17 protein-coding genes are annotated in these 22,914 nt (G+C 71.7%); 11 read left to right on the top strand and 6 right to left on the bottom strand.

What is annotated here, in order from left to right; genetic code table 11:
• Window positions 1-39: 39 nt before the first annotated feature.
• From bioB to ACFONC_RS08150, 7 genes are all read left to right on the top strand, one after another.
• Window positions 40-1,107 (top strand): biotin synthase BioB, encoded by a 1,068-nt coding sequence (bioB, locus tag ACFONC_RS08180; RefSeq protein ID WP_386743242.1) that lies wholly within the window; start codon window positions 40-42, stop codon window positions 1,105-1,107.
• Window positions 1,108-1,127: 20 nt separating this feature from the next.
• Window positions 1,128-1,484, top strand: a complete 357-nt coding sequence (locus tag ACFONC_RS08175) for a hypothetical protein (protein WP_386743241.1) — start codon at window positions 1,128-1,130, stop codon at window positions 1,482-1,484.
• Window positions 1,477-2,718 (top strand): 8-amino-7-oxononanoate synthase, encoded by a 1,242-nt coding sequence (bioF, locus tag ACFONC_RS08170; RefSeq protein WP_386743240.1) that lies wholly within the window; start codon window positions 1,477-1,479, stop codon window positions 2,716-2,718. Before ACFONC_RS08175 ends, bioF begins: the two co-directional genes overlap by 8 nt.
• The gene (locus ACFONC_RS08165) at window positions 2,715-3,719 is read left to right on the top strand and encodes a multidrug resistance efflux transporter family protein (RefSeq protein ID WP_386743239.1); all 1,005 of its coding nucleotides are present in this window, start codon (window positions 2,715-2,717) and stop codon (window positions 3,717-3,719) included. The genes bioF and ACFONC_RS08165 overlap by 4 nt, the downstream gene beginning before the upstream one ends.
• Complete coding sequence (gene bioH / locus ACFONC_RS08160) at window positions 3,716-4,492, top strand: pimeloyl-ACP methyl ester esterase BioH (RefSeq protein ID WP_386743238.1); 777 nt, start codon at window positions 3,716-3,718, stop codon at window positions 4,490-4,492. Before ACFONC_RS08165 ends, bioH begins: the two co-directional genes overlap by 4 nt.
• Window positions 4,489-5,391: a malonyl-ACP O-methyltransferase BioC gene (gene bioC / locus ACFONC_RS08155; RefSeq protein ID WP_386743237.1), complete on the top strand. Its 903-nt coding sequence runs from the start codon at window positions 4,489-4,491 to the stop codon at window positions 5,389-5,391. Before bioH ends, bioC begins: the two co-directional genes overlap by 4 nt.
• A 162-nt stretch (window positions 5,392-5,553) precedes the next feature.
• Entirely contained in the window at window positions 5,554-6,159 is a 606-nt protein-coding gene (locus tag ACFONC_RS08150; RefSeq protein ID WP_386743236.1) for a hypothetical protein, read from the top strand.
• A 117-nt stretch (window positions 6,160-6,276) separates the two neighbouring features.
• On the opposite strand, the gene ACFONC_RS08145 is transcribed toward ACFONC_RS08150, so the two are convergent.
• Window positions 6,277-7,230: a pyridoxal-phosphate dependent enzyme gene (locus ACFONC_RS08145; protein ID WP_386743235.1), complete on the bottom strand. Its 954-nt coding sequence runs from the start codon at window positions 7,228-7,230 to the stop codon at window positions 6,277-6,279.
• 118 nt (window positions 7,231-7,348) lie between these two features.
• Between ACFONC_RS08145 and ACFONC_RS08140 the strand changes: the two genes are divergently transcribed.
• Window positions 7,349-8,002, top strand: a complete 654-nt coding sequence (locus ACFONC_RS08140) for a hypothetical protein (protein ID WP_386743234.1) — start codon at window positions 7,349-7,351, stop codon at window positions 8,000-8,002.
• 507 nt (window positions 8,003-8,509) lie between these two features.
• On the top strand, window positions 8,510-10,396 hold the full coding sequence (mnmG, locus tag ACFONC_RS08135) for a tRNA uridine-5-carboxymethylaminomethyl(34) synthesis enzyme MnmG (RefSeq protein WP_386743233.1): 1,887 nt from the start codon (window positions 8,510-8,512) through the stop codon (window positions 10,394-10,396).
• A 239-nt stretch (window positions 10,397-10,635) separates the two neighbouring features.
• Here the strand turns inward: mnmG and ACFONC_RS08130 are convergent, their stop codons facing one another.
• Window positions 10,636-11,010: a putative signal transducing protein gene (locus ACFONC_RS08130; protein WP_386743232.1), complete on the bottom strand. Its 375-nt coding sequence runs from the start codon at window positions 11,008-11,010 to the stop codon at window positions 10,636-10,638.
• 125 nt (window positions 11,011-11,135) lie between these two features.
• Between ACFONC_RS08130 and ACFONC_RS08125 the strand changes: the two genes are divergently transcribed.
• Window positions 11,136-12,428, top strand: coding sequence for a sialidase family protein (locus ACFONC_RS08125; protein WP_386743231.1), 1,293 nt, complete (start codon window positions 11,136-11,138; stop codon window positions 12,426-12,428).
• A gap of 170 nt (window positions 12,429-12,598) precedes the next feature.
• On the opposite strand, the gene ACFONC_RS08120 is transcribed toward ACFONC_RS08125, so the two are convergent.
• From ACFONC_RS08120 to glyQ, 4 genes are all read right to left on the bottom strand, one after another.
• Complete coding sequence (locus ACFONC_RS08120; RefSeq protein ID WP_386743230.1) at window positions 12,599-16,864, bottom strand: translocation/assembly module TamB domain-containing protein; 4,266 nt, start codon at window positions 16,862-16,864, stop codon at window positions 12,599-12,601.
• 1 nt (window position 16,865) lies between these two features.
• Entirely contained in the window at window positions 16,866-18,641 is a 1,776-nt protein-coding gene (locus ACFONC_RS08115) for an autotransporter assembly complex protein TamA (RefSeq protein ID WP_386743229.1), read from the bottom strand.
• Window positions 18,642-18,824: 183 nt separating this feature from the next.
• Window positions 18,825-20,975 carry a glycine--tRNA ligase subunit beta gene (glyS, locus tag ACFONC_RS08110; RefSeq protein ID WP_386743228.1) on the bottom strand — a complete coding sequence of 717 codons (2,151 nt, stop codon included), beginning with the start codon at window positions 20,973-20,975 and terminating at the stop codon, window positions 18,825-18,827.
• A 143-nt stretch (window positions 20,976-21,118) separates the two neighbouring features.
• Entirely contained in the window at window positions 21,119-22,027 is a 909-nt protein-coding gene (glyQ, locus tag ACFONC_RS08105; RefSeq protein WP_386743227.1) for a glycine--tRNA ligase subunit alpha, read from the bottom strand.
• 103 nt (window positions 22,028-22,130) lie between these two features.
• On the opposite strand from glyQ, the gene ACFONC_RS08100 reads away from it, so the two are divergent.
• Window positions 22,131-22,868 carry a glutamine amidotransferase gene (locus ACFONC_RS08100; protein WP_386743226.1) on the top strand — a complete coding sequence of 246 codons (738 nt, stop codon included), beginning with the start codon at window positions 22,131-22,133 and terminating at the stop codon, window positions 22,866-22,868.
• Window positions 22,869-22,914: the final 46 nt, after the last annotated feature.

The raw sequence follows: 22,914 nt of genomic DNA, 5'->3' as shown, positions 1-22,914 counted from the left end.
CTGCCGGGTCTGCCTCGTGCCGTCCGTCAGGAAACCGCCATGTCTGCCGTCAGTGAACCCCGCGACCTCGCCGCCGCGACCGCCGAGCCGCGCCACGACTGGAGCCGCCGCGAGGTTGAGGCGCTGCTCGACCTGCCGTTCACCGAACTGCTGTTCCGCGCAGCCAGCGTGCATCGCCAGCATTTCGACCCGGCGCAGGTCCAGGTCAGCACGCTGCTGTCGGTGAAGACCGGCGGCTGCCCCGAGGACTGCGCGTACTGCCCGCAGGCGCAGCGCTACCACACCGGCGTGGAAGCACAGAAGCTGATGTCCACCGGCGACGTGCTGGCGAAGGCGAAGCAGGCGAAGGACGCCGGCGCCTCGCGCTTCTGCATGGGCGCGGCCTGGCGCTCGCCCAAGGACCGCGACATCCCCAAGGTCGCCGAGATGATCGCCGGGGTGAAGGCGCTCGGGCTGGAGACCTGCGCCACCCTGGGCATGCTGACCGGCGAACAGGCCGGCGCGCTCAGGGCCGCGGGCCTGGACTACTACAACCACAACATCGACACCGATCCCGAGCTCTACGGCGACATCATCCACACCCGCGAGATGCAGGACCGCTTCGACACGCTGGAACACGTGCGCGACGCGGGCATGAAGACCTGCTGCGGTGGCATCGTCGGCATGGGCGAGTCGCGCCGCCAGCGCGCCGGCCTGCTGCAGACGCTGGCCACGCTGCCGGCGCACCCGGACTCGGTGCCGATCAACCGGCTGGTGCAGGTGGAAGGCACGCCGCTGCACGGCACCGCGGAGCTGGACCCGTTCGAGTTCGTGCGCACGATCGCCGTCGCCCGCATCATCATGCCGAAGTCGATGGTGCGGCTGTCGGCCGGGCGTGAGCAGATGAGCGACGAGCTGCAGGCGCTGTGCTTCGCCGCGGGCGCCAACTCGATCTTCTACGGCGAGAAGCTGCTGACCACCGGCAATCCGGACACCGAGCGCGACCTGGCCCTGTTCGAACGCCTGGGCCTGCAGCCGATGCAGGTGGCGGTGGATGCCGACGGCCACGACCACGGCGGCACGGTGCACGCCGACATCGTCGAAACCGCGCGATCATGCGCTGCATGACCCGCTGACGGATGCCTGACATGCCCTGGTACGCGTGGGCCTACCTTGCGCTGCTGTGCCTGATCGGCGCGGGCGGTTTCGTCGCCGGACTGCGCGCCGGACGCGCACGGCTCGCATTCCTGTACCTGGCCGCGGTCACCGTGCTGGCCTGGGGCGTGGCGCTGTACTTCCGCGGCGAAGGTGCGGGCATCGCGTTCGGGCTTGCGCTGCTGTGCGCGATCGCGGTGCTGGCGCGCAAGTCCTTCGCCGACACGCGCCTGGCAGGGAACGGGCAGATCGCACCCGCCGGGCAGCTGGGCGTGGCGCTGGGCCAGCTGCTGCTGGTGCCCGGGGCGGTGCTCGGCGTGCTCGCCTTCTGGATGCAGCGCGGTGGCTGAGCGCCCTGACCTGCACGCGCGCATCGCCGCGCAGCGCGAACGGCGCGCCGCGCTCGGACGCGCGCGCGTGCGCCGCACCGTCACCCGCCGCGACGGCATGCGCTGCGAGGTCGACGGACGCTGGCTGCTGAACTTCTGCAGCAACGACTACCTGGGCCTGTCGCAGCAGTTCGCGGTGGTCAACGCGCTGCAGGACGTGGCCGCGCGCGAGGGCGTCGGCAGCACCGCCTCGCACCTGGTCTGCGGCCACCACGCGGTGCATGACGAGCTGGAGCGCGAACTGGCCGAGTGGATCGGCGCGCCGCGCGCGCTGCTGTTCGGCAGCGGCTTCCTCGCCAACCTCGCCGTGGTGCAGGCGCTGCTGGGCGACGACGACCTGTGCGTGCAGGACCGCCTCAACCACGCCAGCCTGGTCGACGCCGCGCGCCTGGCCGGCTGCCGCCTGCGCCGCTACCCGCACGCCGATCCCGACGGCGCGCTGCGCCAGCTGCGCGGCAATCCCGACGGCGCGGCGCTGCTGGCCACCGACGGCGTCTTCAGCATGGACGGCGATATCGCCCCGCTGCGTGAGCTGGCACTCGCCGCGCAGGCGCAGCACGCGCTGCTGTATGTCGACGACGCGCACGGCGTCGGCGTGGTCGGCCCCGATGGCCGCGGCAGTGTCGCCGCCGCGCGCCTGGCCGGCGCCGCGCCCTTGCAGCTGGCGACGCTCGGCAAGGCGCTGGGCGGCTATGGCGCCGCGGTGCTCGGCGATGCCGACCTGATCGAACACCTCGCCGAAACCGCACGTCCCTACGTCTACACCACCGCGCTGCCGCCAGCGCAGGCCGCCGCGTCCCTGGCGGCGGTGAAGCTGGCGCGACGCGAAGGCTGGCGCCGCGACAAGCTGCTGGCGCAGGTGGCGCAGTTCCGCCGCCTGGCCGCGCAGCGCGGGCTCGAACTGCTGCCGTCCGACACCCCGATCCAGCCACTGCTGTGCGGCGGCGACGCGCAGGCCGTGGCGATGGCCGCCGCGCTCGAGGAGCAGGGCTTCTGGGTTGCCGCGATCCGTCCGCCGACCGTGCCCGAAGGCCGCGCGCGCCTGCGCGTGACGCTGACGTCGCTGCACGCACCGGAGGAGATCGAGGCGCTGGTCGATGCGCTGGCGGTGGCCGCGGAGCGGGTCGGCATCGCGCCCGCCGCCATGCCGCCGCGCAATACAGGCGCCGCCCGCGGCGTGCAGCTCCGGCCGTGAGCGCGGCGTCCCTCGACACCCGCCGCGCGCTCGCGGCGGTCGCGATCGCGCTGGCGTCGGCGCTGTTCTTCACCTTGACCTACGTGCTCAACCGGGTCAGCGCCACCGAAGGCGGGCACTGGGCGTGGACCGCGTCGCTGCGCTACTTCATCACCCTGCCGCTGCTGTTGCCGCTGATGCCGTGGCAGGGCGGGATCGCGCCGGTGTGGCGCGCGATCCGCGCCCATCCCTGGGCGTGGCTGCGCTGCAGCGCGATCGGCTTCGTCGTGTTCTATGTGCTGCTCAGCTACGCGGCCGGCAGCGGGCCGTCGTGGCTGATCGCCGGCAGCTTCCAGTTCACGGTGATCGCCGGGATGCTGTGCGCGCCGCTGATCTATCGCGACGCCAGGCGCCGCATCCCGGCCGCGGCGCTGGGCATCGGCGCGGTGATCTTCGCCGGCGTGCTGCTGCTGCAGTTCGGCCACGCCCACGGCGCGCTCGACCGCGCCGGCTGGATCGCGCTGGCCTGCCTGCTGGCCGCGGCCTTCATGTTCCCGCTCGGCAACCGCCTGCTGCTGCTGCACCTGGAGCGCAGCGGCGAGCAGCTCAACGCCACCCAGCGCGTGTTCGGCATGACGCTGGCCAGCCAGCCGCTGTGGATCCTGGTCGCCGCATTCGCCTGGCAACAGGTCGGCACGCCGTCGGCGACGCAGGTGTGGCTCGCCGCGGGCGTGGCGCTGGGCGCGGGCGTGATCGCGACCATCCTGTTCTTCCAGGCCACGGGCATGGTGCGCGACAACCCGGTCGCGCTCGGTGCGGCGGAGGCGATGCAGGGTGCGGAACTGCTGTTCGCGACCGCCATGGGCGTGGCGTTCCTGCACGAGGCGTGGCCGCAAGGCATCGCGGTGTGGGGTGCGGTGCTGGTGGTGCTCGGGATCGTGGCGTTCGCGATCCTGGTCGGGCGCCGCAGCGCCGGCAGCCTGCCGCGCACGCGCGCGCTGCGAACGGACCGGGGTGCATGAACGACGATCTCTACATCGAGCAGACCGGGAACGGCCCGCCGCTGGTGCTGCTGCACGGCTGGGCGATGCACGGCGGCGTGTTCGCGCTGCTGGTCGAGCGCCTGCGCGAACGCCATCGACTGTACGTCGTCGACCTGCCCGGCCATGGCCGCAGCCGCGACAGCGCGGTGCCGCTGGCGCCCGAGGCCTGCGTCGAAGCGATCGCCGCGCGGGTGCCGCGCGCGCCGTGGTGCGGCTGGTCGCTGGGCGGACTGTTCGCGCTGCACGCGGCGGCCACGCGACCGGATGCCGTACCCGCGCTGGCGATGCTGTGCGCCAGCCCGCGCTTCGTGCGCGGCGATGGCTGGAAGCATGGCATGTCGCCCGAGATCTTCCGCGACTTCGCCAGCGGCCTGCGCGACGACTACCGCGGCACGCTCGACCGCTTCATCGCGCTGGAAGCCTTCGGCTCCGACGACGCGCGCGGCGAGCTGCGCACCCTGCGCGCGGAGGTGTTCTCGCGCGGCGATCCGGCCGCGCACGTGCTCGCCGACGGCCTCGAGCTGCTGGAAACCGCCGACCTGCGCGACGAGCTGCCGGAACTCACCGTGCCAAGCCTGTGGATCGCCGGCCGCCGCGACCGCCTGGTCGACCCGCGTGCGATGCGTGCGGCGGCGGACGCCGCGCCGGATGCGACCTTCGCGGTGGTCGAACACGGCGGTCACGCGCCGTTCCTGACCCACGCCGACGAGGTCGCCGCGCTGCTCGACGGCTTCCTGCGGGAGCTGCGATGAGTACCGTGTTCGATCCGCGCCAGGTGCGGCGTGCGTTCTCGCGTGCGTCGGGCACCTATGAAGCCTCGGCGGCGCTGCAGCGCGAAGTCGAGGCGCGGCTGCTCGAGTCGCTCGACTACCTCGAGGATCGCGTGCCCGACACCGTGCTCGACCTGGGCAGCGGCCCAGGCCACGCGGCCGCCGCGCTGCGCCAGCGCTGGCCGCGTGCGCGCGTGATCGCGATGGACCTCGCCCTGCCGATGCTGCGGCAGGCGCGTCCGCGCAGCGGCTGGGGCGGGTTGTCGTGGAGCGGGCTGCACAAGCCGATCGAACGCATCAACGCCGACGCGCGCGCGCTGCCGCTCACCGACGGCAGCATCGACGTGCTGTTCTGCAACCTGTGCCTGCAGTGGGTCGACGACCTGCCTGCCGTGTTCGCCGGCTTCCGCCGCGTGCTCCGTCCCGGCGGGCTGCTGCTGGTGTCGACCTTCGGCCCCGACACCTTGCAGGAACTGCGCGCCGCCTTCGCCGTGGCCGATGACCGCGTGCCGCACGTGAGCCCGTTCGCCCCGATCGCGGCCTTCGGCGACGCGCTCATGCACGCCGGCTTCCGCGACCCGGTGCTCGACCGCGACGTGTTCGTGCACGGCCATGACGATCTGCCGGCGCTGATGCGCGAACTGCGCGCGATCGGCGCGACCAATGCACTTGCGTCACGCCGGCACACGCTTACCGGCAAGGCGCGCTTCGCCGCGGCCGCGGCCGCGTACGAACACGAACGCCGCGACGGCCGCCTGCCCGCGACCTGGGAAGTGATCTACGCCCACGCCTGGGCCCCCGCGCCGGGCGCACCGATCCGCGAAGGCGGCTATGACGTGACCTCGATCCCGGTGTCGAAGATCCCGATCCGCCGGCGCTGAGCGATTCGTCGCCCCGTAGGTCGGGGCTACGCCCCCGACGCACGGCGGGGGCGGGCATTCCGATCAAGAGCCGTCGGGGGCGTAGCCCCGACCTACGGGTGCACATGGTTCAGGCGCGGCTGCCTAGACTCGCCGTGGTCGACTTCCGGAGAACGCTCGCCGATGCCTTTCCGCCCGCGCGTCCTGTTTCCCATCCTGGCCGGCGCGCTGTTGGCCGCGCCGGCCGTCGCGCAGGACGAGTACGTCGTCGACCTCTCGCAGATCGACCCGTCCGCGATCCTCGCCAGCGCCGGCGACGTGCTCATGCGCGCGCCGGACGCCGCGATCGACGAGCTGTTCCAGGCCACCCACGCCGCCGCGCAGAAACCCGAAGAAGCGGAGATCCTGTGCACGCTGTTCGATCCGCACGCCGATCGCAGCTTCGAATCGCTGGCCGCCACCGCCAACCGCCTCGGCGCCGACAGCCGCGAACGCTTCGCCATCGCCTTGACCAACATCGCAGCAGGCGGCCTGCAGAACCCGCGCCAGCCCTATGACGCCGCGCTGGCGACGCAGACCCTCAAGTCCGCCGGCGTGACGGCGATGCTGCTGCACGACGACTTCCTGGTCGGCATGACCGCAGAAGGCAACGACGCCGCCAGCCGCGACGCGCGCTGCCGCTCGTTCGGCTGGATGCTCGACGCCCTGCACGAAGTGCCGATGGCGCAGCGCGTCGCGGCGACGCGGCTGATGCTCAACGAAGGCCTGGCGCAGCTGGGTTCGCACTGACCGGTCGCTTGTGCGCCACCCTTGTAGGAGCAGCGGAAGCCGCGACCCATGGTGCGAAAAGCGGTCGCGGCTTCCACCGCTCCTACGAGGCCGAGGTCTTCCAGCGACGGACGGGCTTCACCACGGCAGCGCGTCCAGGTCGACGTTGCCGCCCGACAGGATCACGCCCACGCGCTTGCCGGCGAAGCGCTCGCGGTTGCCCAGCACCATCGCCAGTGCGATTGCCGACGACGGTTCGACCAGCAGCTTCATGCGTTGCCACAGCAGCCGCATGGCGGCGATGGTGTCGGCATCATCCACCGTCAGTACCTCGACATGGTGTTCGCGCAGCAGTTCGAAGTCCGGTGCGCCCAGGGTGCCGCGCAGGCCGTCGCAGATGGTGTCGGGGACGAAGTCGGTGACATGTTCGCCGCGGCGCAGCGATTCGAAGGTGTCGGCCGCGCCGCTTGGCTCGGCACCGAACACCCGGCATTCCGGCGCCAGCGCGCGCGCGGCGATCGCAGTGCCCGACGCCAGCCCGCCGCCGCCGACCGGCACCACCAGTGCGTCCAGCGCACCGGCGGCATTGAACAGTTCCATCGCCGCCGTGCCCTGGCCGGCGATCACGCGCGGATCGGTGTAGGGATGCACCAGCTCGGCGCCGGTGTCGGCCTGCACCTGCGCGCACTTCGCTTCGCGCGCCTGGATGTTCGGCGCGCAGCGGTGCAGGATCGCGCCGTAGGCCTCGATCGCGGCGAGCTTGGCCGCTACCGCGCCCTCCGGCACCACCACGTGGCAGGGGATGCCGCGTGTGCGCGCCGCCAGCGCCAGCGCGCCACCGTGGTTGCCCGATGAATGGGTGACCACGCCGCGCGCGGCGGCCGCGTCGTCCAGCGACCACACCGCATTGCAGGCGCCGCGGAACTTGAACGCGCCCGCGCGCTGCAGCGGCTCGGCCTTGAAGTGCAGCGAGCAGCCGGCAATGGCATCGATGCCGCGCGAACGCAGCACCGGCGTGGCGTGCGCATGGGGCGCGATGCGCGCTGCGGCGGCGAGGACGTCCTCGAATGCGGGCTGCGGGGCGGTTTGCATGCGCACAGCGTACGATGGGACGAACCGTTCAGCTAACGCAACGCCGTTCCGGCGCAATTAAGCACGGATTCAATGCCCGGGGCCGATGCTGCAGTCCAGATAAACAGGGGACGTTGCCATGTTTCGACATCTTGTTCTTGCCTTCGCCGCCGTCGCCCTTGCCGGCTGCGCCACCGGCTACACCTATCGCGACGGCTATGGCGACTACTACTACGGCCAGCCTTCGGTCGATTATTACGACTACGGCTACGGTGCGCCCTACGGCAGCATCTATGGCTACCCGCGCTATTGGCGCGGCGGCCTGGGCATCGGATACGGCTACGGCTACGGCGGCTACGGGTACGGCTATCCCTACGGCTACCACGGCGGTGGCTATCCTTACTACCCGCCGTACTGGTGGTATCGCCCGCATCGGCCCCACCGGCCCGACAAGCCGCCGGTGGACGACCAGCCGCCGCGAGTGACCGGCGGCAGGCTGCCGCCCAGCCGCGTGACCGGCAGCCAGCCGCCGCGCAGTCCGGTCTCCATGGTGCCGCGCAACGGCCAGCGGCCGATGCTGCCGCCGAGCAGCCGGGGACCGGTGCGCGGGGACCGCGCCGACGCCAGCCCGCCGAGGATGTCGCGGCCCGCGCCGCGCTCGGTGCAGCGGCCGTCGACCAGCTCCAGGCCGTCCGCACCCTCGCGGTCGGCACCGCGGGCCTCGCGTCCGGCACCGCCCGCACGGACGCCGAGTTTCCGGGAACGTGAACCCGTTCGTAAACGGGAGCGCTGAGACGCTTGCGTCCGGCGCGAACTGGACGCAAGCTAGGGGCGACTGACCGGTTGCGTCCTTTTTGGACGTAAAACGGACTGACCAATGTCGACACCCGGCGGGGTAATCCGGATCCCCCCTGTTCCGCTCCCCGCCGGGCGTCGGCGCCCTCGCCAGGCAGCATCCACCATTTCCACGCCCTCGCCCCGCCGACGCGGGCCCGGATAACGAAACGCCGGGCGGTTGGCTTGAACGATCAATCACCCCTCGCGCAATAAAAAGGGGCCGAATGTCCCCCGACATTCGGCCCCGTTGCTACCCCGTTGTGCGCATGGCCGGCCCTGTTCCGATTTCCGGCCTACGCCCCCTCGCGCTTGCCACTCCGGGTGCACGGGGACAGGACGCAGGAAGCGTGCCAACCTCCGTGGCACGGCGCGGCCGCGGTGAAGCGCCTAGAATGTCCGCCCCGTTTTGTGGCCTCGCGCACAGTTGCGCCAGTGCCTGTTCAGCGCGCCGCCCGGCAACCGCATGACCGACTCCTTCCACCACTACGACGTCATCGTCATCGGCGGCGGCCACGCCGGCACCGAGGCCGCGCTGGCGTCCGCGCGCGCCGGTGCGCGCACGCTGCTGCTCACGCACAACATCGAAACGATCGGCGCGATGAGCTGCAACCCCGCCATCGGCGGCATCGGCAAGGGCCACCTGGTGCGCGAGATCGACGCGCTGGGCGGGGTCATGGCGAAGGCCGCCGATGCCGCCGGCATCCAGTGGCGCCGGCTCAACGCGTCGAAGGGCCCCGCGGTGCGCGCGACGCGCTGCCAGGCCGACCGCGGCCTGTACCGGGCGTACATCCGTCGCGCGGTGGAGGCGCAGCCGAACCTCACCATCTTCCAGTCCGCGGTCGACGACCTGCTGATCGACGACGACCGCGTGCGCGGCGCGCTCACCAACACCGGCCTGCGCTTCGAGGCGCCGGCGGTAGTGCTCACCGCCGGGACCTTCCTCGCCGGCAAGATCCATGTGGGCGACACCCAGTACGCCGCAGGGCGCATGGGCGACCCGCCGGCGACGACGCTCGCCGCGAAGCTGCGCGAGCGCCCGTTCGTAGTCGACCGCCTCAAGACCGGCACCCCGCCGCGCATCGACGGCCGCACGCTCGACTACTCGGTGATGACCGAGCAGCCGGGGGACGACCCGCGCCCGGTGTTCTCGTTCATGGGCTCGCGCGCCGACCATCCGCGCCAGGTGTCGTGCTGGATCACCCACACCAGCGAGCGCACCCACGACATCATTCGCGGCGCGCTCGACCGCTCGCCGCTGTATTCCGGCCAGATCGAAGGCACCGGCCCGCGCTACTGCCCGTCGATCGAGGACAAGGTGGTGCGCTTCGCCGAGAAGGACAGCCACCAGATCTTCGTCGAGCCCGAGGGCCTGGGCGTCAGCGAGATCTATCCCAACGGCATCTCCACCTCGCTGCCGTTCGACGTGCAGCTGGCGCTGGTGCGTTCGATCCGCGGCTTCGAGCAGGCGCACGTCACCCGCGCCGGCTACGCCATCGAGTACGACTTCTTCGACCCGCGCGGCCTGAAGGACTCGCTGGAGACACGCGCCGTCGCCGGCCTGTTCTTCGCCGGCCAGATCAACGGCACCACCGGCTACGAGGAAGCCGCGGCGCAGGGGTTGGTCGCGGGCGTCAACGCCGCGCGCCTTGTGCAGGAAAAGGCCGCCTGGTCGCCGCGCCGCGACCAGGCCTACATCGGCGTGCTGATCGACGACCTGATCACGCAGGGAACCATCGAGCCGTACCGCATGTTCACCTCGCGCGCCGAATACCGCCTGCAGCTGCGCGAAGACAACGCCGACCTGCGCCTGACCGGCGTCGGCCGCGAGCTGGGCCTGGTGGACGACGCGCGCTGGGACGCGTTCGCACGCAAGCGCGACGCGGTGACCGCCGAAACGCAGCGCCTCGGCGCGCTGTGGGCCTCGCCCAACAACAGCATTGGTCGCGACACGGTAGCCACGCTGGGCATCGAGCTCAGCCGCGAGAGCAGCGGGCTCGACCTGCTGCGCCGCCCGGAGCTCGATTACGCGAAGCTGACCTCGGTGGCCGCGTTCGCGCCGGCCGTCGACGACCCCGCGGTAGCCGAGCAGATCGAGATCGAGGCCAAGTATTCGGGCTACCTCGAACGCCAGCGCGAACAGATCATGCTGGCGCAGCGCAACGAGGGCATGCAGATTCCCGACGGCTTCGATTACGACGCGGTGCGCGGCCTGTCGGCCGAGGTGCGGCAGAAGTTCGAGCGCGTGCGGCCGCAGACCGTCGGCCAGGCCCAGCGCATTCCCGGCGTCACGCCGGCGGCCATCTCGCTGCTGCTGGTGCACCTGGCCCGCGCACACCGCGAGGTTGCCTGAGCGACCTGCAGCGCCCGCCGTGGAAGCAGCCATGGCCGCTTCCACGGGCGTTGGCGAGCCTGTCGATCCGGTGTAACGAGGCCCGCCGCACACACGACGCGCCGCAGGTCGGGGCTACGCCCCCGACGGCTCTTGGTCTTCGCCATTCGCGCGGACTCCCCTCGCCGGGAAAAGCCGTCGGGGGCGTAGCCCCGACCTACGGCACCGGAGCCGGGCTGCCGTTTACGGATTCGAATGCGTCAGAGCCGGCGCTCGGCGCGGTCGTCGCGGGCGCGGCGGCGCCACGGCAACGGGATCGCGAACAACATCAACGCTGCCCACGCCAGCCGGCTCGACCAGCTCTCGCGGTCGGGCGCCTGCAATGCACGCTGCGCGTCGCTGTCCGCGTCCAGCGCGTACTCGCCCGCGTCCATGGCGCGCAGCACGGCGCGCGCGCGCTTGGCGTCGCGGTCGGCCACGCGCAGCTTCACCCCGCCCACGGCCAGCCGCCATTCCCAGTTCGCCATCGCCAGGTGTTCGTCGCCCAGGTGCGCGTCGATGCCCTCCGACAACAGCCGCCCGCGCGCCAGGTGCGCCTCGATCGGATCGGTGTAGTGGGCAACGGTGGTGAACATCGTGTCTCGATGATGCGCTGCCGAGGGCAATCACGCCATGGGGGTCGATGTCGCACGCCGGGCCGCTCCCGCAAGGGTTGCGGTTTCCCAGCCCCGTCCGGTTCGCTGGAGTAGGCTTGGACCCCATGAAGACCACATCCATCGCCGCGATCGCCGCGTGCGCGCTGCTGGCCGGCTGCCAGCAGGCGCCGCAACCCGAAACCACCACCGATGCCGCCGGCAACACCCTGGTCGAGTGGTCCCTGCCGGCCGGCGCGGGCGCGGCACAGCCGGACATGTCGCTCGCGCCCGACGGCCGCCTGCTGCTGAGCTGGATCAAGCCCTACGACAAGACCCGGCACGAACTGCAGTACACCACCTTCGACGCCGCCGGGCAGTGGCAGTGGTCGCCGAAGACGATCGCGGTGGGCACGTCGATGGTGGTCAACTGGGCCGACACGCCGCACATCGCGGCGACCGCCGACGGCACGATCTGGGCGCACTGGCTGCAGAAGACGCGTGGCCAGGACGGCGTCGCGGCCTACGACATCATCGTCTCGCATTCGACCGACAACGGGCTGCACTGGAGCCCGCCGGTGCGCGCGCACAACGACGGCAAGGCGGTCGAGCACGGCTTCGTTTCGTTCTGGCCCGCGGCCGACAACAAGCTGGGGCTGGCGTGGCTGGACGGGCGCAACACCACGGGTGGCGCGCATGCGGAACACGACGGCGGCGATGACGGCGACGACCCGGCCGAAGGCGCCGGCATGACCTCGCTGCGCGCGGCGACGATCAACGTCGCTTCGCAGGTCGCCGATGCGGTCGAGGTCGATGCCACGGTCTGTGACTGCTGCGGGACCGATGTCGCGGTCACCGCGCGCGGGCCGCTGCTGGCGTACCGCGACCGCACCGTCGACGAGATCCGCGACATCCACGTCGCGCGGCTGGAGGACGGGGCCTGGCGCACGCTGCCGGCCGTGCACGCGGACAACTGGAAGATCGCCGGCTGCCCGGTCAACGGCCCGGCGATCGCCGCGACCGGCAACGACGTGGTCGTGGCCTGGTACAGCGCCGCCAACGACGCGCCGAAGCTGCAGCTCGCGCGCAGCGCTGACGCAGGCGACACCTTTGCCGCGCCCGTGGTCGTGGACGAAGGTGAGGCGGTGCAGGGCCGCCCCGACGTAGCGCTCGACGACAAGCAGGCCTGGGTCGCGTGGCTGCGCGAGGACGCGAACGGCCAGTCGCTGTGGCTGGCGCGCTACGCGCCGGACCTGTCGCGCGAACTGTCGCGCACCCGGGTCGCGGCGCTGCAGGGCCGCGGCCGCGCAACCGGTTTCCCGAAGCTGGTCGCACGCAACGGCGAAGCGTTCCTGGTCTGGACCGACATCGTAGGCGGCGCGCCGCAGCTGCACGGCATGCGGATCGTGCCTGCGCGTTGACCGCTGGCGAATCGCGATTTTCGGTGCAGGAGCGGCGGAAGCCGCGAGCTCTTGGCACCCGGCGGCAAGTTCCGCAAAAAGCTCGCGGCTGAAGCCGCTCCCACAGGGCGGCCGGCATCGGATGACCGACGTCATTCCGAGCAACCAGTCCCCAGTCCCCAGTCCCCAGCCTACTTCTCCTTCCGCCAGTTGATCGACCCGCGGTTCTCCACGCTGCTCGACTCGATCTCGATGTCGAAGCCGCGGTCGAGCAGGTACTTGAGCGTGAGCACCTGGCCGGTGCCCAGCAGCGAGACGCCGAAGCCGATGTACAGGCGCGGGGACAGCTGCTTGCCGACGCCCAGCACGCTGCCGCCCAGGGCGCGCGATTCGGTGACGCCGGCGTCGTCGAGGCCGATCTTGCTGCCGATCTGCCCGGCCAGCAGGCTGCCGCCAGCGTTGAGCGCGGCGGTGGCGGCGTTGAGCTGGTCGCTTTCGTCGCTCGACAGGTTGGAGGTGGGGCGGCCGAGCGCGAGGTAGGACAGCGCGTCCGAGTCGTTGGTCGCCGGGTCCGTCCACACTTCGGCCTGCGGCGACGACGCGCGGCCGGTGACGTCGATGCCGGCGGTGATCTCCTTCGCCTCGATCCTGCGGACCGCGCGGATGTCGAGGATCGGGTCGGACACCGGACCGTTCGACCACACCAGGTGGCCGCGTTCGATCCGCAGCTTCTGCCCGTAGGCTTCGTACCTGCCGCCGACCTCGAGGTTGCCGACCGCGGTCATCTCGCGCCCGGGCACGGCGCGCACGCGCAGGTCGCCGCCAAGCGTGCCGTCGAGGCCGAAACCCTTGAGCTTGACGTCGTCGCCCATCACCAGGGTCAGGTCGAGTTCCAGCGGCGCGGCAGGGCCTTCCTCGGGGTCGACCGGGTCGAGCACCACCACGTCCGGCGACGCCGAGACGCCGCTGTCCAGGCGCTCCAGGTCGATCAGCGCGCTGGGCACTGTCACCTCGCCGGTGACGTTGAGCGGCTGGCCGGCGGCGTAGCGCACGGTGAGGTCCGGGCTGGCGACTGCGCGAAGGTCGCGGGTGTTGGAGACCAGCACCTGGTCGCCGTGCAGGCGCAGCACCAGCGGGGTCTGTTCGCCGCGCCAGCCCAGGCTGCCGTCGACGTGCAGGATCCCGGCCTCGGTGGCGCTGTCGGGCGAGGCCGAACGCACGCTGCCGGTGATCCGCGCGCTGCCGTCGGCCAGCGCGTCCAGGCGCACGTTGCCGCTCTCAAGCGCGATGCCCAGCGCCGGCAGCTCGGTGCTGAAGTCGCTGAGCTGCGCCTGCCCGCCCAGCGCGGGTTCGGCGCGCGTCCCTGCCAGGGTGATGTGGCCTTCGAGCTTGCCGGCCGGCTCGGTGATGTCCTGCGAGAACAGTTCCAGCCAGGTCAGCTGGTCGGTGGCCAGGTCGACCGCGCCGCTGAGCGGGGAGCCGGGATTCCAGCCCGTGGACAGGCGCGCGTCGATGCGGCCGTCGCCGTTGAAGGCGCTGGCGAGCGTGGCTTCGATGCGCTGCGGATTGAAGTTGGCGGCGAGGCTGAGGTTGGAATAGCCGATCACGTCGCGGCGCGCGCGCTGGCTCATGCGCAGGCCGCCGTCGGCCGAGGTGACGGTCACGTCGCCCTGCCAGGCGTTGCCGGCGGGGCGCAGGCGGCCGTCGAGCGCGATCTCGCCGCGCAGCACCCACGGGCGGCCGTCGCCGCGGTCGGGCAGGTAGGGCGCGGCGAGCGACAGCGGCAGGCCGTGGCCCTCGACCGCCAGCCCGCCGCGCGGCCAGTCGGCGCTGGCGCACAGCGCGCCGCCGTCGCTGGCGGCGAAGCAGCTTTGCGAGAGCGTCCAGCTGCCGCCGCGCTGCGCGTAGCGCGCCGGCGACTGCAGCCGCCACGTCGCACCTTTCGCCGGCGCAAGGTTCAGCGAGGCCAGCGTGCCCTGCCAGTTGGCGCCGTTCCTGCGTGCGCTGCCGGACAGGTCGAGCGCGCCGATCTCGCCGCGTGCGGTGGCGTCGAGCTGCAGGTCCTCGACCGCGCCACGCGCGTCGACCTGCACGCTGTCGAGCGCGACGCCGGCATTGACGCCCTGCGCCGACAGCGCCAGTGCGCCGTTGCCGCGATGCCAGGGCAGGCGCCCCTTGGCGACCAGCGACGCGGCGGTGTAGTCGCCGTACGCCAGGTCGCTGCCGACGAGGTCGGCCTCCACGTCTGGCGCATTGCGCGGGCCCGCCAGGCGCAGGGTGCCGCGCAGCGTGCCGGCCGCGTCGGGCAGCAGGTCGTCCAGGTGCAGCGGCGAGAGCCGCGCGTCGATCGCCATCACCTTGTCGACGCGGCCCTCGGCGTCGATGCGGCTGTTGCCGGCGCGCAGCGCGACCTCGCCCGAATACACAGGTTGCACCGTGCTGCTGGCCAGCGCTTCCAGTTCGGCGTGGGCGTGGCCGTCGAGCGCGCGTCCGCGCAGCTGGCCGCCGATGTGCGGGATGTCGACGGTGGCGTCGTAGCCGCCGTCCTCGCGCGCGCCGCCCTTGCTGGCGATGTCGGCGTCCACCGCGCCCGTCCAGCCTTCGACGAAGAAGCCCGGGTCGAAACCGTCGAGCGTCGCGCGCGCGTCCCAGTGCAGCCGTGGCGCGGTGCCGGCGTCGCCTTCGATGTCGATGCGGCCGCGGCCGAGGGCGAGGTTCACGGTGCCGGTGTAGGTTTCGCCCCGTGCGGCGAGCTCCGCCTTGCCGTCGAGCGCGCGCCCGCGCAGCGTGCCGGTGAGCGTGGGCACGGACAGCGTTGCGTCGAAGCCGCCCGAGTCGAGTGCGCGCCCCTGCGTGGCGATGGTGCCGTCGATGTCGCCGTCCCAGCCGGCGGCGAAATAGCCCGGGTCGAAGCCATCGAGCGTCGCGTCGAGCTTCCAGCCGGTCGCCGGTTGCCAGTCGATGTCGCCGCGTGCGTCGAGGGTGCCGCTGGGCGTGGTCGCACGCAGCGTCTTGAGCACCATGCCGCCTTCGCGGCCGCGGCCGTCGAGCTGCACATTGGCGTGCTCGCCGTCGCGCGTCACGTCGGCCGTGCCCACCGCGGCCCAGGCGGCGGTGGTACCGGCCAGGCCGAGGTCGGCGTCGAGCGCGATCAGCGGCGTGGCGTCGGTGCCGGCAGCCGGGTCGGCCGGCGCACCGCCGAAGCGCAGCCCGCGCGCGTTGAGCGCGTAGCGGAACGTCGCCTGCTTCGGCTCGCTGAAATCGCCGCGCCCGCGCGCGGTGACCGTGCCGTCGAAGATCTCCAGCACCAGCGGTTCGAACGCCAGCACCTTGTCCTCCAGCATCAGCTTCGACGGCCGTACGACCGCGCGCAGTTCGCCCTGTTCGACGTGGCCCTGCACCGTCGCGGTGCCGCCGGTGCCGTCGGCATCGAGCTGCAGCGACAGCGGCGCGGGACTGGGCTCGTCCGCGCCTGCGAGCAGCGCGGTGTCGACCTTGTCGGCGCGCGCGCGCAGTTGCCACGTGGGCCGGTCGCCGCCCTGCAGCCGCAGGGTGGCGCGCACCGGGCCGGGCAGCGCGCCGCCGATGCCGACCTGCATGTCGCGCAGGTCGCCGCGTGCGATCAGCCCGAGCTGCAGCGGCGCGCGCCGCAGCGGCGACGCACCGGCGGTCACCGGGATCACCGCGGTCGCGGCCAGGTCCATGCGGTAGTCGTCGTCCGGCACGTAGTCGCCGTGCGCGGTGAAGCGGCCGCGGTCGCTGTCGACCACGACGTGCTCCAGGTGCAGCCGGCCTTCGCGCGCGTCGAGTCCGCCGCGCACGCGACGGATGTCGATCACGGGCTCGCCCTCGCGCGAAATCCTGAAGCCGTCGACCTGGATCGCGTCGGCCTGCAGTCCCAGCGGCGGATTGATGTCGGGCAGCACCTCCGGCCAGGTCGGCAGCTCGAACGGCGAGTCGGTCACCGGCAGGTCGAGCGTGGCGTCCTCGACGATCATCGTGTCCAGCCGCAGCAGCTTGCCCAGCAGCGGGCGGATCGCGGGGTCGATCACGATCCGGCGCGCGGTGAAGGTCAGTGTGCCGGGCTTCGGGCACTGCCCGTACGGCACCGGCTCGCCGCCTTCCTGCGGGCAGGTCTTCTGCACGAAGCGCACGTCGTGCATCACCAGCGGACCGCGCGCCGGGCCTTCGGCGCGGCTCCACGACAGCTCGGTGCCGGCCGGCAGCCGCGACTTGACCTGCGCCAGCAGGAAGTCGCGCCCGCCCAGCGTGCCCAGCAGCCACCACGCCAGCACCGCCACCAGCAGCGCCAGGCCGAACGCGGTGAACGCGCTGCGCCGCGCCAGCACCTTCGCCCGCGCGCGGCGGCGCGCGCGCAATTCGGCGATGCGCGCCTCGCGCTGCTCGGGCGTGAGGTCGGGATCGATGCGTCGGCGGCGGCGGAAGCTCGGCGCCATGTCAGAACTCCGCCCCGATGCTCAGGCCGATCGTGAACGGCGAGTCGGGGTGGTCGAGCCCGCGCGCGATGTCGAAGCGCAGCGGCCCCACCGGCGACTTCCAGCGCACGCCCACGCCCACGCCGGTATGCCAGTCGACGTCGGTGCCGTCGAACGCGCTGCCGCTGTCGACGAACACCGCGCCGCCCCAGCTCTCGGTGAAATAGTGCTCGAACTCGCCGCTGGCGGTGACCACGTTCTTGGCGCCGATCGAGAAGTCGCCGATGCGCGGGCCGACCTCGCGCCACTCGTAGCCGCGGATGCTGCGGTCGCCACCGGCGTAGAAGCGCAGGGAGGGCGGCATCGCGGTCAGCGCGTCGGTGAAGGTGTGGCCGATCTCGCCGCGCACGATCAGCCGGTTGCGTTCACCCAGGCCCTTGAACCAGCTCGCGCGCGCGTGCACCTGGGCGAAGGACGCGTCGGAGCCGGCGCCTTCCACGCCGCCGCGCAGGGTCAGCGAGCCGCCGATGCCGCGGCGCGGGAACAGCTTGTCGTCCACGTCCACGTACTCGGCCCGCAGCGCGGGGAAGGTGAACGTGGCGTAGCGGTAGGCGGTCGGCGTGTCGGGATCGTCGTCGTCCTCGGCCGCGTAGGCCCAGCGCTCGCGCAGCACGTGCAGCGAGGCGACCAGGTTCAGGTGCCGGTTCAGCTGGCCGCTGCGGCTGGCGACGAATTCCACCCGGCGCGAATCGATGTAGTCGGTCTGCTCGTCGGCGAACTGCAGGCTGGCGGTATACCAGCCGTCGAGCCAGGCGAACGCGGGGATGCGGTACTGCAGCGTCAGCGTCTTGCGCTTCTGCGCGTAGTCCAGCTGCGCCAGCGCCTTGTGCCCGCGCATGTTGACGTAACGCCGCTCCAGCCCGAGGCGCACGCCGGCGCCGCTTTCGGTGCCGTAGCTCAGGCCCGCGGTGTAGACGTCGCGCTTGGCCGGCGTGAGCGCGACGTGCACCGGCACCCGGCCTTCCACCGCTTGTTCCGGATGCGGCTGGATGTCGATGCGGCTGAAGTAGTCCAGCGCCACCAGCGACTCGCGCAGCCGGTCCAGTCGTCCCTGGTGGTAGTACTGGCCTTCTTCCCAGTAGATCAGCTTGCGCAGCAGGCGCTCGCGCACCACGCGCTTGGGCGTCTGCTCGAAGTCCACGCGGCCCATGTCGTAGCGGTCGCCGCTGGTCCAGACCAGGTCGATGTCGGCGGCGTGGTCCGCGCGCGTCACCTCCACCCGGTGCGACGCGAAGTCGGCGTCGAAGTAGCCGCGCTCGGCCAGGCGCCGGGTGATGCGGGTCTTGCTGGCCTCGTACAGGGCGTGGTTGAAGACGTCGCCGGTGTCGGGCTGGAACTTGCCCAGGTCCTGCTTGAGATACCGGTCGCGGCCGCCCTCACCGATGATCGCGATGTCGGCGTCGCGCACGCGCACCGGCTCGCCGGGATCGACCGTGATCACCACGTCGGTGCCACCGTCGCTGCGGTTGCGCTCGACGGTGATCTCCGGCGAGTAGTAGCCGAACGGCTCCAGCGCCTCGCGGGTCTCGTCGTCCGCCTCGCGCACCAGGTAACCCAGGCGCCGCCCGCGCACGTCCTTGCCGATCGCGTCGACCAGCGACAGCGAGGTGCGCACGTTCTCGGTCATGGCCTCGTCCAGGCCGAGGATCTCGACCGAACGCACCGTCGCCGCATCGGCCGCGCCGCAGGCGAACAGGAGCAGTGCTGCGGCGGCGGTTCGGGGGAGGGCCGGGGGCATGCGGGGAGCATAACCGGCGTCGGTCAAGAACCGATTAACGGCTGGATCACAGGCGACGGTCTTCGGGAGTCGCGCCTGGGATGGTCGGGTGTGTTCGCAGGCGCGGCGGAAGCCGCGATGGTTTTGCCGGTGAAGCCTCGCGGCTTCCCCGCTCCTACGAAACAATGGCAACGAGGGTTGTGCTCAGGTCGACAGGTGCTCGATCGCCGCCACGCTGCCGAGGCGTTCGGACAGCCGCCGCAGCAGTGCGAGCCGGTTGTTGCGCAGGGGCACGTCGTCGACGTTGACCATCACGTCGTCGAAGAACGCGTCGACCCGCGGCCGCAGCCGCGCCAGGTGCGCGAGCGCGTCGACGTAGTCGCCGTGCGCCAGCGCGTGGCCGGTCTCGGCGTAGACCGCCTCGACCGCTTCGGCCAGCGCGGCTTCGGCCGGCTCCCTGAGCAGCGACGGATCGACCGTGGCGGGCACGTCGTCGCCGGCCTTCTTCAGGATGTTGTTGATGCGCTTGTTGGCCGCGGCCAGCGCCTCGGCCTCGGGCAGCCGGGCGAAGGTGCCGATGGCGTCGATGCGGCGGTCGAAGTCGTACAGCGAGGCCGGGCGCAGCTCGGCGACGGCGTTGAAGTGCTGCACGGGCACGCCCTTGTCGGCGTAGTAGCCGCGGAGGCGGTCGAGGATGAAGTCGTAGATTTCATCCGCCGCTTCATACTCGTATCTCAAACGGGTACTTGTATCCGAGAAGTCGGTCGTTGCATCGCCCACTGCGCTTATGCCGCACATGCCGCGTGCACTTCTCAGCATTTCCCGCAACGGCAGATCAAATCCGCTCTCAATAATCGTCCGCGCTAACCCCAACGCATTGCGCCGCAGCGCGAACGGGTCCTTGTTGCCGGTCGGTTTCAGTCCCGCGGCGAAGCCGCCGGCCAGCGTGTCCAGGCGCTCGGCGATCGCCAGCACCTTGCCCAGCGGCGACAGCGCGATGTCGTCCGAGGAGAACCGCGGCTGCCAGGCTTCGTCGATGGCGTTGGCCAGCGCGTTGCGGTCGTCGTGCGACAGGTCGTCGAGCGCGGCGTCCTGCATCGCGTAATAGCGGCCGGCGATGCCCTGCAGCTCGGGGAATTCGTTGACCATCCGCGACTGCAGGTCGGCCTTCGACAGCCCTGCCGCGCGCTTCGCCAGCGCCGGGTCGACGCCGACCTGCGGCGCGATCGCCTCGGCCAGCGCCGCCACGCGCGCGACCTTGTCGGCCACCGTGCCCAGCTTCGCCTGGTAGGTCACGGTCTTGAGACCGTCGTTCATCGACGCCAGCCCCTGCTTCATGTCCTCGACGAAGAAGAACTGCGCGTCGGCGAAGCGCGGGCGGATCACGCGCTCGTAGCCCTTGCGGATCTCGCTCTCGTCCTTCGATGCGATGTTGGCGATGCCGATGAAGTGCTCGGTCAGGCGGCCGCCGTCGCCGAGCACCGGGAAGAATTTCTGGTTGGCCTCCATCGTGGTGATCAGCGCCTCGTGCGGCACGGCGAGGAACGCCGGCTCGAACGAGCATGTCACCGCCACCGGCCATTCGACCAGGCAATTCACCTGTGCCAGGTTGTCGGCATCGATGCGGCCGTGGCCGCCGGCCCGCTTCGCCGCGGCCTCGACCTCGGCCACGATGCGCGCGCGGCGCTCGTCGGGGTCGACCAGCACCTTCGCCCCGCGCAGCGCGTCGACGTAATCCTCGGCGCGCCCGATCCACACCGGCTTGTCGTGCATGAAGCGGTGGCCGCGGCTCATGCGGTCGGCGCGGATGCCCAGCAGTTCGCCTTCGACGACGTCTTCGCCAAGCAGCAGCACCAGCCAGTGCAGCGGCCGCGCGAAGGCGTGGTCGTGGTCGCCCCAGCGCATCGGCTTGGGGATCGGCATCACCGCGACCGCCTCGCGCACGATCTCCGGCAGCAGCGCGCGGGTGGCCACGCCGGGTTTCACCGAGCGGTGCACGAAGCGCTCACCCTTGTTGTCGGTGGTGCGTTCGAGCGCCGTCCACTCCACGCCGGCCTTGGCCGCGAAGCCCTGCAGCGCGCGCGTGGGCTGGCCATCGGCGTCCAGCGCGATATTGACGTAGGGGCCGAGGACTTCCGAGGCCTGCTCGGGCTGCTCGACCGCGACGGACGGCAGCAGCACCGCCAGCCGCCGCGGTGAATACAGCGGCTTCGCTTCGCCGCGCTCGACCGCGATGCCGCGCTTGCCGAGCGCGTCGGTCACGCCATCGAACAGCGCCTGCGCCAGCCCGGGCAATGCATTGACCGGGAGTTCCTCGGTGCCCAGTTCGATGAGCAGGGATGTGGTGTCGGACATCGAAAGCCTCTTGCCTTTGCCTTGAAGTCCTCCCCTTCAAGGGGAGGATTTAGGTGGGGATGGGGTTGCTTGAAAGCTTGCCGCTGCGTTGCGGAACCCCATCCCTACCCCAGCCCTCCCCTTGAAGGGGAGGGGGTGTGATCTCACGCCGCCTGTGCGGTCTTCTTCAACCCCGGAAACCCGAGCTTCTCGCGCTGCGCCAGGTAACTCTCGGCCACCGCCTGCGACAGCTTGCGCACGCGCAGGATGGTGCGCTGGCGCTCGGTGACGGAGATCGCGCGGCGCGCGTCGAGCAGGTTGAAGCTGTGCGAAGCCTTCATCACCTGCTCGTAGGCCGGCAGCGGTAGGTCGAGTTCGACCAGGCGCAGCGCCTCGGTCTCGCACGCGTCGAAGCGGTGGAACAGCTCGGCCACGTCGGCGTGCTCGAAGTTGTACGCGCTCTGCTCGACTTCGTTCTGGTGGTAGACGTCGCGATAGGTCACCGGCGTGCCGTCCGGGCCGTGCGTCCAGACCAGGTCGAACACGTCGTCGACGTTCTGCAGGTACATGCACAGCCGTTCCAGGCCGTAGGTGATCTCGCCCAGCACCGGCCGGCACTCCAGCCCGCCGGCCTGCTGGAAGTAGGTGAACTGGGTGACTTCCATCCCGTTCAACCACACCTCCCAGCCCAGGCCCCAGGCGCCGAGCGTGGGCGACTCCCAGTTGTCCTCGACCAGGCGCAGGTCGTGCACCAGCGGGTCGATGCCCAGTTCCTTCAGCGAGTCGAAGTACAGCTCGACGATGTCGTCGGGCGAGGGCTTCATCACCACCTGGTACTGGTAGTAGCGCTGCAGGCGGTTGGGGTTCTCGCCGTAGCGGCCGTCGGTGGGGCGGCGGCAGGGCTGCACGTAGGCGGCGTTCCACGGCTCCGGGCCGAGCGAACGCAGGAAGGTGGCCGGGTGGAAGGTGCCGGCGCCGACTTCGAGGTCGAGCGGCTGCACCAGCACGCAGCCCTGCGCGGCCCAGTAGGCGTTGAGCTTCTGGATGAGCTGCTGGAAGGTCGGTCCCTGCATCGCCACGGGTCGCAAGAAAAGGCCGGTCAGTATAGCGGGCGGGGTCCGGCGCCCGGCCCCGGGGCAGGCGACGCCGCGTGTGCGGACGGCGATAATCGCGGCCATGCAGACGTCTTCCGACAAGCCTTTCCTGATCGTCGAGACCGGTCAGCCGGTGCCTTCGATGCGTCGCCACGGCGGCTTCCCGCACTGGATCCGCAGCGCTGCCGGGCTGGCGCGCGGCAAGGTCGACGCCGTGGACGTCGAGGCCGGCGAAACGCTGCCGCCGCACGAGGGCCTGGCCGGCGTGATCGTCACCGGCTCCGGCGCGATGGTCACCGAGCGCCGCGACTGGAGCGAAGCCAGCGCCGCCTGGCTGCGCGACGCTGCGCACGCCGGGGTGCCGGTGTTCGGCATCTGCTACGGCCACCAGCTGCTGGCGCACGCGCTGGGCGGCGAGGTCGGCGACAACCCGAAGGGTCGCAAGATGGGCACGGTGGCCGTCGACCTGCTGCCGGCGGCCGCCGACGACCCGCTGTTCGCCGGGCTGCCCGACCGCTTCCTCGCCCAGGCCACCCACCAGCAGAGCGTGCTGCGCGCACCCGACGGCGCCACGGTGCTGGCGCGCTCGGACCACGACGACTGCCACGCCTTCCGCTGGGGCGAGGCGGCCTGGGGGGTGCAGTTCCACCCCGAGTTCGGCACCGTGCACATGCGCGGCTACGTGCATGCGCGCGCCGAGGCACTGGCCCGGGACGGGTTCGACCCGAAGCGCATCGCCGCCGAAGTCGCCGCCGCGCCGCACGCGCGAAACGTGCTGCGGCGGTTCGTGCGCCACGCGCGCCGGCGCCAGGCTCTGTAGGAGCGGCGGAAGCCGCGAGCTTCCGCTCCCTCCCCTGCGAAGGCAG

Origin of the sequence: Luteimonas soli (assembly GCF_042648865.1) — a bacterium.
In the GTDB taxonomy this organism is placed as follows: Bacteria; Pseudomonadota; Gammaproteobacteria; order Xanthomonadales; family Xanthomonadaceae; genus Luteimonas; species Luteimonas soli.
Note: the sequence above shows the minus strand (reverse complement) of the source record. Positions and strands in the feature narration are given on the sequence as shown.

Bases quoted from the DNA above. Each gene is read 5' to 3' on its own strand.
- ACFONC_RS08115 (WP_386743229.1), bottom strand. From the start codon at position 18,641: ATGCCCCCGGCCCTCCCCCGAACCGCCGCCGCAGCACTGCTCCTGTTC.
- ACFONC_RS08145 (WP_386743235.1), bottom strand. From the start codon at position 7,230: ATGCAAACCGCCCCGCAGCCCGCATTCGAGGACGTCCTCGCCGCCGCA.
- ACFONC_RS08175 (WP_386743241.1), top strand. From the start codon at position 1,128: ATGCCCTGGTACGCGTGGGCCTACCTTGCGCTGCTGTGCCTGATCGGC.
- ACFONC_RS08130 (WP_386743232.1), bottom strand. From the start codon at position 11,010: ATGTTCACCACCGTTGCCCACTACACCGATCCGATCGAGGCGCACCTG.
- bioC (WP_386743237.1), top strand. From the start codon at position 4,489: ATGAGTACCGTGTTCGATCCGCGCCAGGTGCGGCGTGCGTTCTCGCGT.
- ACFONC_RS08150 (WP_386743236.1), top strand. From the start codon at position 5,554: ATGCCTTTCCGCCCGCGCGTCCTGTTTCCCATCCTGGCCGGCGCGCTG.
- ACFONC_RS08125 (WP_386743231.1), top strand. From the start codon at position 11,136: ATGAAGACCACATCCATCGCCGCGATCGCCGCGTGCGCGCTGCTGGCC.
- bioB (WP_386743242.1), top strand. From the start codon at position 40: ATGTCTGCCGTCAGTGAACCCCGCGACCTCGCCGCCGCGACCGCCGAG.
- ACFONC_RS08140 (WP_386743234.1), top strand. From the start codon at position 7,349: ATGTTTCGACATCTTGTTCTTGCCTTCGCCGCCGTCGCCCTTGCCGGC.
- ACFONC_RS08100 (WP_386743226.1), top strand. From the start codon at position 22,131: ATGCAGACGTCTTCCGACAAGCCTTTCCTGATCGTCGAGACCGGTCAG.
- mnmG (WP_386743233.1), top strand. From the start codon at position 8,510: ATGACCGACTCCTTCCACCACTACGACGTCATCGTCATCGGCGGCGGC.
- glyQ (WP_386743227.1), bottom strand. From the start codon at position 22,027: ATGCAGGGACCGACCTTCCAGCAGCTCATCCAGAAGCTCAACGCCTAC.
- ACFONC_RS08120 (WP_386743230.1), bottom strand. From the start codon at position 16,864: ATGGCGCCGAGCTTCCGCCGCCGCCGACGCATCGATCCCGACCTCACG.
- glyS (WP_386743228.1), bottom strand. From the start codon at position 20,975: ATGTCCGACACCACATCCCTGCTCATCGAACTGGGCACCGAGGAACTC.
- bioH (WP_386743238.1), top strand. From the start codon at position 3,716: ATGAACGACGATCTCTACATCGAGCAGACCGGGAACGGCCCGCCGCTG.